General features: G+C 57.8%; 12 protein-coding genes and 1 pseudogene. 7 read left to right on the forward strand and 6 right to left on the reverse strand.

From position 1 onward, the window contains the following. Positions 1-110: 110 nt before the first annotated feature. Complete coding sequence (locus AYJ57_RS21345; protein WP_083191438.1) at positions 111-1412, forward strand: aminotransferase class I/II-fold pyridoxal phosphate-dependent enzyme; 1302 nt, start codon at positions 111-113, stop codon at positions 1410-1412. Positions 1413-1418: 6 nt separating this feature from the next. Here the strand turns inward: AYJ57_RS21345 and AYJ57_RS21350 are convergent, their stop codons facing one another. Further along, a complete protein-coding gene (locus AYJ57_RS21350; protein WP_066110812.1) occupies positions 1419-2186 on the reverse strand; it encodes a hypothetical protein in 768 nt (255 codons plus the stop codon). 373 nt (positions 2187-2559) lie between these two features. On the opposite strand from AYJ57_RS21350, the gene AYJ57_RS21355 reads away from it, so the two are divergent. Beyond that, on the forward strand, positions 2560-3141 hold the full coding sequence (locus tag AYJ57_RS21355; RefSeq protein WP_193789560.1) for an HAD family hydrolase: 582 nt from the start codon (positions 2560-2562) through the stop codon (positions 3139-3141). Between the two features lie 145 nt (positions 3142-3286). Continuing rightward, a complete protein-coding gene (locus AYJ57_RS21360; protein ID WP_066110816.1) occupies positions 3287-4660 on the forward strand; it encodes a hypothetical protein in 1374 nt (457 codons plus the stop codon). Between the two features lie 87 nt (positions 4661-4747). Here the strand turns inward: AYJ57_RS21360 and cas7c are convergent, their stop codons facing one another. From cas7c to AYJ57_RS21390, 5 genes and pseudogenes are all read right to left on the reverse strand, one after another. Beyond that, positions 4748-5665, reverse strand: coding sequence for a type I-C CRISPR-associated protein Cas7/Csd2 (gene cas7c / locus AYJ57_RS21365; protein ID WP_066110818.1), 918 nt, complete (start codon positions 5663-5665; stop codon positions 4748-4750). After that, entirely contained in the window at positions 5665-7494 is a 1830-nt protein-coding gene (cas8c, locus tag AYJ57_RS21370) for a type I-C CRISPR-associated protein Cas8c/Csd1 (RefSeq protein WP_066110820.1), read from the reverse strand. The genes cas7c and cas8c overlap by 1 nt, the downstream gene beginning before the upstream one ends. Continuing rightward, a pseudogene (locus tag AYJ57_RS21375) lies at positions 7491-7850 on the reverse strand (type I-E CRISPR-associated protein Cas5/CasD); the annotation flags it as partial. The gene cas8c and the pseudogene AYJ57_RS21375, both read right to left, overlap by 4 nt. 117 nt (positions 7851-7967) lie before the next feature. Further along, positions 7968-9319 (reverse strand): IS3 family transposase gene (locus AYJ57_RS21380; RefSeq protein ID WP_157374205.1). Its coding sequence is split into 2 segments (ribosomal slippage): positions 7968-8983 and positions 8983-9319, totalling 1353 coding nucleotides; the frame shifts between segments, so codons are not numbered across the junction. A gap of 53 nt (positions 9320-9372) precedes the next feature. Then, the gene (locus tag AYJ57_RS21390) at positions 9373-10119 is read right to left on the reverse strand and encodes a hypothetical protein (protein ID WP_157374346.1); all 747 of its coding nucleotides are present in this window, start codon (positions 10117-10119) and stop codon (positions 9373-9375) included. A 470-nt stretch (positions 10120-10589) separates the two neighbouring features. Here AYJ57_RS21390 and AYJ57_RS21395 point away from each other — a divergent pair, with 470 nt between their 5' ends. The 4 genes from AYJ57_RS21395 to AYJ57_RS21410 all read left to right on the forward strand — a co-directional run bounded on the left by AYJ57_RS21395 (position 10590) and on the right by AYJ57_RS21410 (position 15439). After that, positions 10590-11468, forward strand: coding sequence for a transferrin-binding protein-like solute binding protein (locus AYJ57_RS21395; protein ID WP_066110826.1), 879 nt, complete (start codon positions 10590-10592; stop codon positions 11466-11468). A gap of 2 nt (positions 11469-11470) precedes the next feature. Continuing rightward, entirely contained in the window at positions 11471-12712 is a 1242-nt protein-coding gene (locus AYJ57_RS21400) for a tetratricopeptide repeat protein (protein ID WP_157374347.1), read from the forward strand. 231 nt (positions 12713-12943) lie between these two features. Then, positions 12944-14074 (forward strand): helix-turn-helix transcriptional regulator, encoded by a 1131-nt coding sequence (locus AYJ57_RS21405; RefSeq protein WP_157374348.1) that lies wholly within the window; start codon positions 12944-12946, stop codon positions 14072-14074. A 72-nt stretch (positions 14075-14146) separates the two neighbouring features. Next, on the forward strand, positions 14147-15439 hold the full coding sequence (locus tag AYJ57_RS21410) for an aminotransferase class I/II-fold pyridoxal phosphate-dependent enzyme (RefSeq protein WP_066110831.1): 1293 nt from the start codon (positions 14147-14149) through the stop codon (positions 15437-15439). Positions 15440-15505: the final 66 nt, after the last annotated feature.

Genomic DNA, 15505 nt, shown 5'->3' on the forward strand with positions numbered 1-15505 from the left:
CTTGGAGTTCGCATAGCCCACTTGGGCGATGTCAGACCATCGACTCCTTGCTCTCATAGCAATTGAGAAGCTCCACGAAAGCCGGGGCATTCACAGCTGCAGGGGGCAAAATGGAACTCAACGTAGGATACGACCCTTCCTGGTCTGTCGCAGACCATCAGTCTTCAGTAGGCAAGAGCTTTTCATCGAGGTATGCCGCTCTCACACGGGACGTCTCGGATGCGAGTGCCGCTGGCCTTTGGCAATATTTCAGAACCCACGATTATCGCGTAGCTCCCAGATCGACCGTCCAGGATGAAAGCGGACGGTCCTTCGAGGCCATCAACCTCGGCTCGCAAGACTATCTCGGGCTGGCCTCTCATCCTGATGTGCATCGTCGGGCCATCCAAGCGATCACTGATTACGGCGTCCACAGCTCTGGATCGGCGCCAATGGGCGGCGGCTCAAAGGCCGGGAAGGCCCTGGCGCAATCCCTATCGGACACGCTCGGCCTTCAACACACGCTTCTCTTCCCGACAGGCTGGGCTGCAGGCTACGGCGCAATCCGCGGCATCGTGCGCTCCCATGACTACATCGTCATGGACGCTCTCGCCCACAACTGCCTTCAGCACGGAGCGCAGGCATCCACGCAGAACGTCTCGGTCTTCATTCACAACTCACCTGAAAGCCTTGCCAAACGGCTCGAGCGCATTCGACGAAAAGCTCCTGATGCCGCCATACTGGTCGTGTTCGAGAGCCTATACTCGATGGATTCAGACTGCCCGCCAATAGAGGAGCTGGTTCGCGTTTCTCGACAATACGACGCACACACAATGGTCGATATCGCGCACGACTTCGGCATTTTGGGCAAGGATGGCCGGGGCCTTCTCGCGGACCAAGGCGGCTATGGTTCCGTCGACCTGATCATTGGCTCCTTCTCGAAGGTTTTCGGCGCCATTGGTGGATTCGTGGCTTCCGGCGACCTCAACCTGATTAGGGCCATCCAAGGTTTCAGCGGATCGTACACCTTCTCGAACTTCCTAACCCCTCCGCAGATTGCGGCCGCGCATGCTGCGCTTGAGATCGCTTTTTCTGAGGAAGGACGGAAACTGCGTAACGATGCATTGCGATCATGCAAATACCTCAGAGCCTTGCTCGATGCACAGGGCCTACAGACATTCGGGATCGACTCCGGCATGGTGATCGTGAAGGTCGGCCAGGAAGCCCGCGCGCGGGAGGCCTACAAACGCATCTTGGACGATGGTGTGATTGTGAACTGCATCGAGTTCCCGGCTGTCCGGAGGGGAGAGGCAAGGTTTCGGATTCAGCTTACCCCAGAGCACACTGCAGATGACCTTCTCTACTCGGCCGGCGTGATTGCAGAGGCTCTGACATATGTTGGCCTTGTACAGGAGACCAAAAGGTCGGCCTAGCGGTTCCTATCGGCGCAGGCTCTGTGGGCTGAAGGTGACCTCGTAGTGGCCGTCGTCCACCGCGTAGCCATCTCCCTGACATCTTAAGAGCGTGCGCCGCACATTCTGAAAAGCAGTCTCAGCGGCTAAATCGTCACCGCCGGCCGCTGAGACCAGTAAGAGGTCTCGACCAACACGCCCTTGGGCCACGGTCACCCCCACAGTGACGCTGACACGCGCCGCTGCGCCTCCGACATCCACAACCCAACACTTTGAGGCTGCCTTGAGCAAGGCCTGGGCTTCTTCGCTCATTTGCGGCGTTGAGCACGTGTCGCCTTGCACGGCCAAGCTTTCACCGTTTGGGCCACTGGCATCGTGGATGACAACGTCCGCCACCAGGGGGTCCATCCAATCTTGACCGCGCCTGGTGCCGAAACGGATGTCTCGCGTCTCGCCAGGTTCGATGCCGCCTGGGATCGGAAGGCGATCCACTCCTTCTTTCGCCCAAGGCACCGCTCGGCCTTCGGTGCGGTAGGAGATCTCAGCGGCGAGGGCTGAGATGGCGACCTTGAGATGGTTTGTCACTGCCATAGAAAACTCAGCGCCGCGGCCGCCGTCGCTAGCTCTCACAGGTTCTGCGAAGATGATCGCCCCCTCCAGGCACGCTGAGACTTCGACGTCTGCTGACGAGGCTGTAGCCATGCTTGAAAGTACGAGGATGAAGGCAGAAAGGCACTGGATACGCATGCCCCCATAGGCAGATTTTTCAGAGGTTTCGTCAAGCCAACTGATCAACGAAACCTCTTGGGTGTCCCCAGACCGCTTGGCCTTGTCAAATCTTCCCTTATTCCAATCCACCGTCGTGCTGACGGATGCCCCTGATAGTCGGGTAGGGTTTCTTCGGAGTTCAAGAAGACTTCACTCTCGAGAAGCCGTGCCGCGGCGCCCATTGGGTGTGGATATTTCGGCGCCGTCAAGCAAACTTGCTGCCTGACAGCGCCACTTGCGAAGAGCGTAGCCGTAGTGGACTTCCCTGCGCCTCCCTTTTTTCAATCCTCGCGCCAGATGGCGGATGCTCTGGATACCAGGAGGAGGTTCCACCGTGGTTTCGAATAGATGAGGCACTGGACACTTGCGCATTCCGTGAAGCCTCAGCACCTTCATGGTCATGGATCACAAACTTTTGGGCATCGAACTCATATGCTTCGATCTTTTCGGCACCTTAGTCGAGATCAGGGAACCGCGCTGGCCGCATCTGAAGCTAGTGCGCGCTATGCAGGGCAAGGGCAAATGCCCGCATTACCGGATTCTGTTGACGCGCTCCATCCCTCTCGCGCACGTGCCCAGCACCTTTGACGCCCCCGTGGCTTCGGAGGCCCTCTCAGCCGCGCAGGAGGACCTCTCGCATGAACTGGCATCGATCCGCCTGCGAGATGGTGTCAGCGCGATGCTGGCCGGCCTTAGCGTTCCCTACGCCGTGTGCAGCAATCTAAGTGTCGATTACGCGCCCGCGCTGGAGATACACCCCGACCTCTCACCCGCTTTCTCGGTGCTGTCCTTTGAGGTCGGCTATGTGAAGCCGGATCCAGAAATCTACGAGATCACACTCGCCAAGGCATGCTTGAGGCCAGACCAGGTACTCTTCGTGGGCGATACGCCGGGTGCCGATATCGAAGGCCCACAAAAAGCTGGGATGAGGGCCATGCACATCGATGATTTCATGGGTGCCGTTGCGGAAGACGAGCCTTAGATCGTCATCAATAGTGCGATATATGCATCGCTTCCAGATCGAAAGAGATCCATTATCTTGGCATTTAATAGTCGAAAATCTAGGACTTAGGAACGTGTGGCAGCTCAAAGCCACGTGCAATAATTTCACTAGTAGAAGAACCCAGATGAGCGAAAAATATGTGTCCGCAGTATCTTCCAGTTGGTGGGAGAACAAACTCCACAAATCTCCCATTAGCGTCTTCATCACTACCTCGATGTTAGCTGCCCTATTCGGCCTCGCGGTTTTGGTACTCCTCTTCTGGCTATTCCCACTTTTCGCATCATGGGGTTGGTACGACGGCACATCCGTTTCGGAAAGACTGGAGCGAATGACAGCGCTAGCCGGCGCGACACTGGGGATCTCTGTTTCCTTAGCTGGTGCGCTGACCGCTGTCGTTCTGGCCCGCAGAGCAGTCACGCATTCTGATGACACAAAAGAAGTTGCCGCCCGCCAATTGCGGGTAGACGAAACAGCGTTATTCCGCGATTTCGTGCTAGAAAGCGGCGTCATTGAAAACGCGATTGACGACAGCAGGAGGGCTCTGAAGCAAATTGAACTGATATACGATGCGGCCATTAACCTTCAGAAGGTCGATCTTGAGTATGAAATAAGGATGAATAAGGCGATTGCAGATGCTCACTGGGACATTGAATTTGGCGACACCTCAAAACGTGACAGCGTGGATGAAAACTCAATCAAAGAACCCCTCGAGAAAGAGCGTCAGAGTATAATTGACTCGGAGCAAGAGAAGATTGAATCTGCGATCATTGACCTGACATACGTTATCAAGAATCTTCAGTATGGGCGCACGGAGATTTGCTCTATATTCAGCCCAGACGATATCAAAGATATTGGCACCGTCTATGTCAACTCTCCCTTCGTCGAGTGGGATATCGATATTCCGCAATACTCACTTGAGGACTTGGATCCGGACGAAAGCAAAGAGCATTGGGTTCGTGTTGAAGCTTTGTTGGATCTACTCACAACAAAGATGTGGTTTGTCTCGACAGTTCCATTCGCATCCGAGGGAGACGGGCCAGCTTGGAGCGATGTTGCCAAGCTTCACGCGGCTTACCAGGCCTACCACAGGCCACCTCATGAATACTTCCCAGGACGGAACGCCCTCCCCTTGGGTCACATCCAGCTCGACAACAACAAATGGCTTCGAGCAGACTTTGGCGGGGCTCTGATGACGGCCGTACTCCGAGCTACGGCACCGAATATTATTCGAGACTACGTTCTTAAGACTGCCGATGAAATTGAAGGCACAAAGCCATACCGCAGAATTATCGAAGAGGCGCTAAATGCAAAAATCGCCACACTGCAAAAGGAATTTCCTAAAGCCAGCATCTTGTACGAGCGAGTTGAGGCAACCAAAGCCACCCCAACCTTTATCTACCGCGAAGCGCACGATTACATGAAGGATAATAGGTTTGTACAAGTGCCTGAAATTGTCGTGCCGCTATCAGACTACCTAGACGACCCTGAAATATATTAAAATTATTGCCCGGGCTCACCTCTGAAAAATTAAGAGCCCGGGCGAAAAAGTCTGAAATCAATGACCTAAAAGGGTCGCGGTCGGCCGTCAGAAGGGTTCGAAAACCTCGATGCCCTTGGGGAGATCGTCCAGGTCGACATCGATATCGTAGTCTTTGAAGGCACGCGCCGGGGGCTGATTGTCCAGGCGCGGATCACCCACCTCGATAAGGTCCTCGCCGCTGCGGCGTTGAGTGGTCACGCGATCGAACAGCTTGTGAGCCTGAGCGTTGCCCAGCGCGCTTTGGTGCTTGAAGACGATCAGACGGCGCGCGGCCATCTCTCCGCGGGTGGCAGCGCGGTCGAAGTCGAACATGTCCCGAATTGCGACCCAAAGAAGCTGCAGGTCATCATCGTCAAAGCCGGACTTCTTGGCGCAGTTGGCATTGATGTAGCCGTGCACGCGATAGAGGCCGTATGGGATGATGAACTTGGAGCCCATCGTTCGTTGCTTTTCGCGGTCTTTTTCGTTGGTGACCGTCCCGCGAGTGATCCCGATGTTGATCGGCATGACGGGCTCGACCGACCGGGCGAAGTTGATCTGCACAGGCCCACGAACCGAACCGGCGTTGACCTCATTGGTCATTACGGCACCGAAGGCCCGAATGTCGAAGAAGGTGTCACACATCCAACGGGTGATCGCGGCCGCCTTGTCTGCTTTTTCAGGAAGCTTGGCGGGCTTGGGTTTCTCACCCAGCGCTTCGTAGGCGCGAGCATGCGCTTCGTTCAAGACGGTGCCCTGTGACTGGTAGATGCTGAACCCGTCGTCTTCACCACAGTTCTCGCCCACGAAGTTGCGGATCTTGCGCTTTAGGGCGACGTCGGAAACGAGGCCGTGCATCGTCTCGGGGTCTTGCCGTGGCATGGCGCCGGCATCCGGGTCTCCATTGGGGTTGCCGTCCTTCACATCGAAGTAGAGGACGAACTCATAGCGGTTCTGGATCGGATCGATTTCCGGCTTGCTCATCAGGCGGTCTCCTTTTCCTGTTCTGATTGGTTTTCGGCGGCTTCTGCAGCGATTGCTTCAGCCTTGCGCTTGGCTTCCTGGCGCGCCCATTTGTCGGCTTTCTGATGGTAGTAGCCGGTCGTAAAGCGCCCCTGCCCTTCCAAGCCCAGAATGCGTGGCATGGTCATTCCAAGACCGCCCTTCACCTCCGCGACCTGCTTGTCGAACCAGTGGGCGAGGTGCCCGGACCCATTGCGTCTGATGAGCTTCAGATGGTGACTGATGTTGCGCTCCAGCATTGGAAAGATCCGAGCCGGAGTCGCCGAGGCCGCGCCGAAGTACCGATCCCGAATAGTCGAGTTGAGGCCGGGCAGAGCCTTGCTCTGGATGTCTTCCAGCAGGGCGAAGAGACGGCCCAGAAGGTAGGCCTCGTCAGTTACTGTCGTGTCTAGGCTCACGGGTAGTTTCTCCTTGTAGGTGGTTTGGTTGACGACGGCACGGCAGATGGCTGCGCGGCGGGCGTTCACCTCCTTGTCTTTGCGAATGCGCTCGAGGATCTTGCTCATCAGAGAGACGGGAAGGTTTCGTCCAGTCAGGACAGATTTCAGGATTTCCCCCGACAGCATTGGATCGGCGTCGCTGAGGCTGCGGGTCCCATTCTTGCCGGCTGGGACGGTCTCCAGAACGATCGACCAAACTGCCGGGACACCCTTCCACCCCTCAGGGGCAATGGTCATCTCATCCCAAAATTTCAGAGTGTTCTCGGAAAACTCTGAAACGGTTCCCGGTTTCCAGAACCTGACCACGATGCGACTTGCGTTTGGCGCGAGGCCGAGCAGAAATACTTCGGTTTCAGGGTCTAGCCGCGAGAAATCAGAAGGTTTGCCTTGGGACAGCTTTCGCATGGTGTCCCGGACCTTGGATGCCTCATCGGCGTCTGTTGGCGGGTCCATGACCGCGCTCATGATCCAGTCGCATTCGTCGGATGCGTCACCTTCGGCCGCCTTCGCCCAAAAGGCGACGGTGGTGTCTCCCAAAAGCGCATTCCTGCGGTTTTCACCGCGCTCAGCGAGCAACGTATTCAGAGCAGTTACGTACCCGAAGGCGGCCCGTTCAGAAACGGGGGCGTTCGCTCCGTTCTTCTTGTCATGGGAACAGAACGAGGGCTTGTTGAACGAGACCATGTAGGCGCCGGATGCTTGAGAACCTCGGACGCCTTTGATCTGCATATGGTTCTGCGCCAAGGGTCCTTCCTCACCGGTCACAAGGCACTTCACAAGTTCACCCTCACCCGGCTTTTGCGCCTCTGCGACAATGGACGGGTGCTGATGCAGGACAACTTTCTCGCTTCCCTCGCCGATCTCGATCTGAAGGGTCTGCAAGAGCGCCTGCGCACTGAACTCGCGTTCGACGAACATCTCAGGCGTCCAACTTTCGAAGAAGCGCAGGACCGCTTGCAGATGCGGATCATTGGTGCCGGCAAAGAGCTCCCGGTGCCGTTCGATGAATGCGGTGTGTTTCTCGGCCGCCCGCGGAGACAGGTTTGCTTCAAACGACTTCCTTCCGCCGACTTTCACCTCTTTTGCATCGACACCGAGGACATAGGCGCAGGTGTCGGCTCCGAGCCGGGGCAGTACACCTGAGGTCCTCTGCGCGCGGGGCACAGGTTTCCGCACCGGTTGAGGGGCGTCATTCTTCAGGCTTCGAAGGTCCGTGAGACGCAGGAAGTTCCCTTCCATGTCGATCTCCAGGGCGAAGCCGACGTATTCCATCGAGAACCCGAAGTCAGGGGCCTCACCATCTGCGCGCAGGCGCCCGTAGAGGTCATTGAGAGCTCTCAGCATCGTCATGACAGCAAGCCTTCCTGGCGGGCGCCAGCGACGTCGATGACTCCGTCAGACATGAGAGCCTCATAGAAGATCGGCGTGACGCCTGCTTCGTAGTCGATATCGTAAAGCATGAGACCGAGCTCTCTTTCGCCTTCGAGAGCAGACCCCGGGATGTCGTCATCGATCAGCTCGAAGTCCGCGGCGAACTCCCGCAGACCCAGGAACGGACGCTGGAAACAGGCTCCCCGACGAGCTCGCCGGCGGAACATGCTCAGATGCTTTCCGACCGTATCCTTTTCTGATTTCCCGGTAAGCTCTATGTGGGCCTCGATGACATAGTCCACGTCTTTCAAAGCCTGCATGGCCCGCTGCTGGCGATGCTTGCGGTTCGAGACATCGTATTGAGTGAGAGATGGATCAGATGTCCGTCATCACATAATTTGGGACCCGGAATGCTCAGCCGGTCAGGAGGGTCTGGCTCATACTGTTCGAGGTTAGGCCGCCTGAGTTCGGTTGAGCAAGCGGCGCTGGCGGATGGTGTCGGACTTGATCCTCCTTCGTTCGGCTAAGATGGCTTTGGCGCGACCGAAGTAGACGTCGGCCGGGGTGACGTTTCCGAGGCTCTCATGGACGCGTTGATGGTTGTAGTGGTCGACGAAGGTCTCGATCGCGGCCTCGAGTGCGCCGGGGAGGTAGTGGTTCTCCAGCAGGATGCGGTTCTTCAGGGTCTGGTGCCAGCGTTCGATCTTGCCCTGCGTCTGCGGATGGTTGGGGGCCCCGCGCACATGCTCCATCTGCTTGTCCTTCAGCCAGATTGCGAGATCGCCTGCGATGTAGGACGAGCCGTTGTCGCTGAGAAGTCGTGGTCGGTGTAGCACGGTCGGCTGGTCGCAACCGGACGCCTCCAGCGCGAGCTGGAGTGTGTCAGTGACATCTTCGGCTCGCATGGTCGTGCAGAGCTTCCAGGCGATTACATATCGGCTGAAGTCATCCAGGATGGTGCTCAGATAGTACCAACCCCAACCGATCACCTTCAGGTACGTGAAGTCGGTCTGCCAGAGCTGGTTTGGCCGGCTCGTCTTATCGCGGAACTCGTCCGCAGCCTTGACAACGATGAAGGCAGGGCTCGGGATCAGGTCGTGCGCCTTGAGGATGCGATACACCGAAGCCTCTGAGACAAAGTACTTCTTCGTATCTGTGAAGCGCACCGCAAGCTCCCGTGGAGAGAGTTCGGGCTCCTCCAGCGCCAAGCCGACCACATCCTGCCGGACATCATCAGGGATGCGGTTCCAGACCCGACCCGGGTGGGGTCGGCGATCCTCGAGACCGGCCTCGCCAAGGGATCGGTATCGGTCGTACCAACGATAGAAGGTTGTCTTCGGAATACCGAACATCTCCAGCGTGCGCGCCGCGGGCAGATGTGATCTCTCGACGAGCCGGATAATCTCGAGCTTTTCGGATGCAGGGTACCTCATTCGTGGTCTCCCCCATCCCCGATCATACTTTTTTTGAGCAGCCGATTCTCAAGGGTGGCCTCTGCCAAGGCCTCCTTCAGCGCGCTGGCCTCAGCCCGCAGGACCTTCACTTCCGGGCTGCTCGCCTGGCGCGCTGTGTCACCAGCAAGCCGCTTCTTGCCGGCCTCGAGAAACTCTTTGGACCAACTGTAGTACAGGCTCGTCGCAATCCCCTCGCGCCGGCAAAGCTCGGCTATGCTCTCCTCGCCGCGAAGGCCCTCAAGCACGATGCGGATCTTTTCCTCCGCCGAATGCTGTTTGCGGGTGCGTCGGCGGATGTCCTTCACAACCTTCTCGGCGGAAGGCTTAGGTGTTCCGGGTTTATGTCTCATCTCCACTCCTTGGTGGTTACGATGAGCCAGAAACCCTCCTTTCCGAAATCAATTCAGATGTCCCATAGGCGCTGACGCCGGACACTCATGATCTCCGCTAGGACGTTCGCAAGAGCACGGACGTGACCATCTCTCACGCACCGCGCGCGGAGTCTGGCCTCACGCTTGTTTTGGGCCTCCTTGGCCGAGACATCCCAGAATCCATTTGCGCTTGGCGCGACCAACATGTCGAATTTGGCGTGCTCCCCGATATAGGCTCTCACCAGAAGCTCCTGTGCATTGGGGTGCGGCCGCCGGCAGGCGTATCCGCGAGCTTTCAGAACGCTCATCCATTCCCGCGTCTCGAGCTCGGCCTGCCCGAAGATCCTGATTGCCTCATCTCGCCGCCGCTCCCGATCTTTCCGATCCCATGGCGACAATTCAAAGTCGGACGGGATCGGCCTCACGCACTCGATCCTGAAAACGCGATCATCTCGTGTCGTCCAGGGATGGAAGTCACCTCCGACACGTGCCCTCGTCAGGAGGTAGTTGCGCTTCAACTTCGCCAATCGCACTTGATCCGCGACGTCGTGAAATTGCAGCTCCAGTTGCCCTTTCCGCCCGCCCAGGACCCTTTCATCATGCTCAGCCGCGATCATCTGGGCCAAGTGGTCGAGTTGCTCTTCAAGCTCGTCGGCATCACTTGGCTGCCTCCGAAGAACGATTTCACCGCGGGCCTCGATATGCTTCCGGTCTTTGGCCTGGCTCGATGTCTCGATAAGGCGCACTTGGGAGACCTCAGTGGGGTTGAGGTCGAGCACCTTAGGCATCCCATGGCGGTTCCGGTGTGAGGATGCTACGAGGAACGCCATGCCAGCTGTGAGGGTGACCTGTCCGCGAGCGGCAGAAATCTTTCCGCCCGCATCATCGCTAACAGGGTGCGCGAATTGCACTTCGATGTGATCGCCGTGCGCGATGTCAGAAAATTACAATTATTCATGTTGCCTCACCATCAGCGCACATGGCGACATGCGCACTACCTACTTTCGATAGTATTCTTATTTATTTTTGGGGGGGTGAGGAAAGCCTCAGACTACAAGTGAGCGATTTTTTATGGAAAAGCTTGCATGCGTTCATATTTTCGCCTTTTATGGCCCTACTCGAGGAATCGAGTACTATCGTATGAGGGTTGAGTTAGTGGCTGAAATTTTCAGAGTTTTTCGGTTATCGTAAATTCAGAGTTTTCTCGTCTATTCCTCTACGCACGCAATCCCAAAAATATCGAGGGACTATGAAGTACTTTATCCTAAGCGCGTCCGCACTGAGCCTCCTTGCTGCATGTGGTGGAGGCGGCAGTGACAGCGCTGCCTTCTCCGATCGGCCGGAATTTGCATCCTTCGCCGAAGCGCAGACCGAAGGCGGCGATTACCGCGCAGACGGCACTGTCACCTCCGCACGCTACGAGGTCTCCTCCGATGGCACTGTGACCATCACCGATGGCCCCGACACTGAACGTGACGCGGTCGCCGGCCTCAGCTTCGAAGACGAGGTCATCACCGCGCTGAAAGTGCGCGACTCCAACGCGGATATCACGCTCGCGGAAGAGAACGGCGACTACATGATGGTGACCGACGGGTACATCATCGCTGCGACCGAAGATGGCGGCGACGTCGCGATCGTCGGCGACACGGATCAGCTGGGCTACAACTACCAGTCCTATGGCATCTGGCAGACCGGCCTCAACGGCACCTCCGGGCGCGCCGCGGCAGGCAGCTTCGGCGCAGAAACGGCGAGCAGCGAAATGCCCGATGCCGGCACCGCCAGCTACTATGGCGAAAGTGTCGGTCAGGTCGTGACCGACGGCGTCGACTATGCCACGCAGTCTGATGTCTATGTCGAAACTGACTTCGAGGACGTCTACGTTTCGAGCGCCGGGACCTACGCCTACGACCCGATCGAAGACGAGTATGTCGAAGGTCGCTCCGATCTGGATTTCGAAGCGATCGGAAGCCTCGACGGGTCCGGCTTCAATGCTGAGATCGCGGACGCCGACATGGCAGGCGATGTCGCTGGCCAGTTCTATGGCCCGGGCGCAGAAGAAGTGGGTGGCACCTTCTCGGCAGTCACCGATGACAGCGCATACCTCGGCTCGTTCGGCGCTTCGCAGTAATCGTGAAGCTTAAGAGCACTCTCGCAGCGGCTGCCCTGGCGGCCGCTGCACTTTCTTCGGGAGCCGACGCGCAACAACAGCAGCCGGCGCCCGTTCGCATGGAAGTTGCTTTCAAGGTGGCTCTGAATTCGATCGCCACCGGTCACCCCGAGCAGGCCGTCAGGATTCTGCGAAAGATGCTTGCGGTCGATCCGGGTCTCGTCCGGGTTCGCCTTGAGCTCGCGCGCGCTCTCTACGAAGCGGGCGAGTACACGCAAGCCCAAGAACAATTCAGGATCGTCCTCTCCAGCGGTGAGCTTCCCGCTCCTGTACGTGCCAACGTCCTTCGGTTCCTGCGTGCGATTGATGAGGAGCGCGGTCTACGCACAAGTTTCTCAATCGGCCTCGAGGCGCCGCAGGGCGCTGGACGCAGCTACGATACTGATGACATCGACGTCGACTTTGGCGCTGGACCGCTGAAGTTCAAGATGGACCGAGAAGACCCGCCACTTACGGGCCTAGCTCTCGCCGGTTCCTTTCGGAAGCAGTGGCCCCTCAAGACCTTCGAGAGCGGTGTGAACCTCACCGGATACGTGCGCGGAAGCGCCGAGCTCTACGAGACAACCGGAACCGTATACGACAAGGAAACCGCTGAGGTTGCCACCGGCCTGCAGTTTACCTGGCCGCGAACCACGACCTTTGTCGAAGCCACCGCGGGCACCACTTACCGCGACAAAGAGATGTCTGAGGAATACATTGGCGTGGGCTCCGGGCTCTCGTGGCGGACCCAAGCCGGTCTCACCACCGCCATCGAAGTTGATTTTCAGGATGTTTCCCTTGGTCGATATCCTGACGTCGACGCTCAGCGCACCAATGCGTCGGTCACCGTCGTGAAACCGCTACGCGGCCGTGACCAGGTTGCGGTGAAGCTCTCTTATCAGAGGCAGAACGCTGACCGCGCCGACCTTGCCTACGACTATGCCGAGCTTCGCGTAGGGCGCCGAACCGAGATCGGAGGTGGCTTTCTTCTCGAACCATCGGTGTTCGCTGAAGGCTTTTGGCAAGAGGAGGCTACACCCGGCCTGGCGGAGCCGCGCACCGAGCACGAGTTCGGCGTCGATCTCAGGCTAGACAAGACGGATACCTTCATCTTTGGGCGGTTCACCCCATACGTTGAAGTCGGACTCTCCAAGCGCACGAGTTCGATCGAAGCATACAGCTATCGGGACACCCACATCAGTGCCGGCCTGACGAGCGCGTTCTAAGTTACCGGCCGACAAACTCGAAACCAAGGTGATCGTGGCCCTCCTCAAAGGGCTGCGATCAACCATTGCCAAATGGGGAAGCGAACTCCTGATTTGTCGGGTTGATTTTGACCACGCCAAATAGGGTGAAATTGTGTCCATCCTGATGTAGTATCCAGATCGGCCCTTCGCATATTCCGCGATCCACGGGCTACCATTTTGGATCCACACGCATTTTGAAACGATGGCCCCGTGATACAGAGCGATGATTTTTCGAGACTCACCACGACATTATTTTCAGCGGCGATGGGGGCATCTGGTTGGGATGCCTTCCTTGACGAGCTAACCCGGCAATCAGGCGGCGTGTGCACCCATATGTTCGGCTTCGACACTGAGGCTCAGATCAGCATGGGACTGACTGCGAGCGGATATGACCCCTCGTACATCGAGACCTACAACGCCCACTATGCCGAGAGAAATGCCTGGGCCCCGGGCTTCGCCGAGCATGATGCCGGCGTCTTCGTTGACTGCGAGCAGATGTGCCCCTCAACCGAGCTGGCTCAGACCGAATTCTACAATGATTGGCTTCGACCTCAGGAAGAGATCAGCACCGGTGGAGGCGTACTTCTCTTCAAAGGTGACACACGGGTCTTCCTTCTTGGGGGAAATATCCGCGCCAAGGACGAGGATAAGCTAAAAGGCGGATGGACTGAGCTTGTACGACTGATGACCCCGCACATGCAGCAGGCGTTTGAAGTCAGCCGCGCGCTGGCCGGCGCCAAGCTTGAGACGATGATGGCCACCAGCCAGCGCCTCGGAGAGGTCCCTGGCATTGTCGTCCTGACCGATATTGGCCGTATTGTGTATGCCAACGGCATAGCCAGTGAGATGATCGACCGCGGGAGCCCGATTGGAGTGGACCTGATGGGACGCCTGCGGCTTGATGGAGGACGCCTGCCGATCCACCGCCTCCGAGATCATCTGCAGATCAGCGCGAAGACCGTGACGTTCACCCTTCATGGAGAAGACGATAGCAAGGACTATGAAATACGCCTCGTCCGCCTATCGCCTGACGCCTGCCCGTCCCTGTCGTTTATTCGGGCCCTTGGCGTATCCAGAGAGTGCTCCGTGCTGCTGATTACGGGCAGAGATCATGCACCCGATCTTGCATTCATCCTGAAAACTCGCTTCCAACTCACCGATGCCGAAGCTCATGTTGCCCTTCTTCTGGCCGAAGGCATGTCAACGCGCGAGATTTCCGAACAGCGCGAGGTCAGCATCCACACAGTTCGCCACCAGGTGAAAACGATCCTCCAGAAGGTCGGTGTCCGCCGGCAGACGGAGCTGGTTAGAACTCTGAGCGTAATTTCTGCAAGCGCATAGCCCAGCTGGGCGATGAGTCCCCCGCGAGCTTGAGCTGCAATAGGTCTCATATCCCAGTGAGGAGTGCTCGGAATGAATGACCCAGTGCTGTTTGGCTCCGTGCCGGATTTTCTCGATTACACCGCGGCAGATGCTGCGATTAGGTTCGGACAACTCACTGCGTGGCTGGACGCGAGGCATGCTCAGGGGCTAGATCCGTATTCTCGCTCGACCTCCAGCCGCGTTGGGCCGCAGATCACTGCACATGGTCGTCTTGGAAGAACCTATGAGGGGGTGAACTTCGCGTCTCAGGACTATCTCAACCTGTCGACACACCCCGCAGTAATGGAGGCAGCCAAGCAGGCGATCGACGCCTATGGCGTACACAGTGCAGGCTCCTCAGCGTTAATGGGAAATACTCATGCCTCCCTTGAGCTCGAAAGGAAGCTTGCGGATTTCACTGGCTTCGCGGATTGCACGCTCTTTCCGACGGGTTGGGCCGCAGGCTACGGCATCATCAGGACCCTTGTCACTCCACAGGATCACGTAGTCATCGATGTCCTGGCACACGCTTGCCTCCATGAAGGGGCGAGAGCTGCAACCTCCATTGTCCACACCTTCCCCCACCTCTCAAACGAGGGTGTTGAACGGCGGCTCCGCAAAATCAGAGAGAGCGATGACAGCTGTTCCATAACGGTTGTGACCGAGACCGCCTACAGCATGGACTCTGACGTGCCGGACCTCCGCGGGCTTCAGACAATCTGCCGTCAGTATGGTGCCACCCTGGTCGTCGACTGCGCTCATGACCTTGGGGCCATCGGCGAGCATGGCGGGGGCTACCTGGAATTGCTGGGCATGACCGGCGGCGTCGACATCCTGATGGGATCGTTCTCAAAGACCTTCGCGTCCAACGGTGGCTTCGTGGCGACCAACCAGGCCGAGCTCAAGCTCGCCATCCGCTACACCTGTGGCCCGCACACGTTTTCCAACGCCATGTCCCCGGTCAATGCGAAGATCGTCTCTCGGTGCCTCGACATCATTCAGTCGGATGAGGGCTTTGCGCTTCGGCAAGACCTCCTGCGAAACATCCGCTTAATGCGCACTCTTCTTTCGAACAGAGGCTTCACGGTTCTTGGCCGGGACAGCGCGATCGTGCCGGTTATCCTCGGCGACAGTGCGACCTCGCGCCTGATCACCAGAAGCACACTCGAGGCCGGGGGCATCGTGAACCTCGTGGAGTTCCCCGCAGTCGCCCGTAATTCCTGTCGTTGGCGTCTTCAGATGATGGCGCGCCACACGGACGTACAAATCCGGCACCTCGTTGACCTGGCCTGCGATGCAAGAGCAGGTCTCGCGCAGAACCCGAAATATCGAGCGGCTCTGTGAGCGGGTCTCTTGCGCTCGAGCCTTTCGACGCCTATCTTCAGCGCATGGCTTAGATTTTCCCTCCTG

This window comes from Salipiger sp. CCB-MM3, from assembly GCF_001687105.1.
In the GTDB taxonomy this organism is placed as follows: Bacteria; Pseudomonadota; Alphaproteobacteria; order Rhodobacterales; family Rhodobacteraceae; genus Salipiger.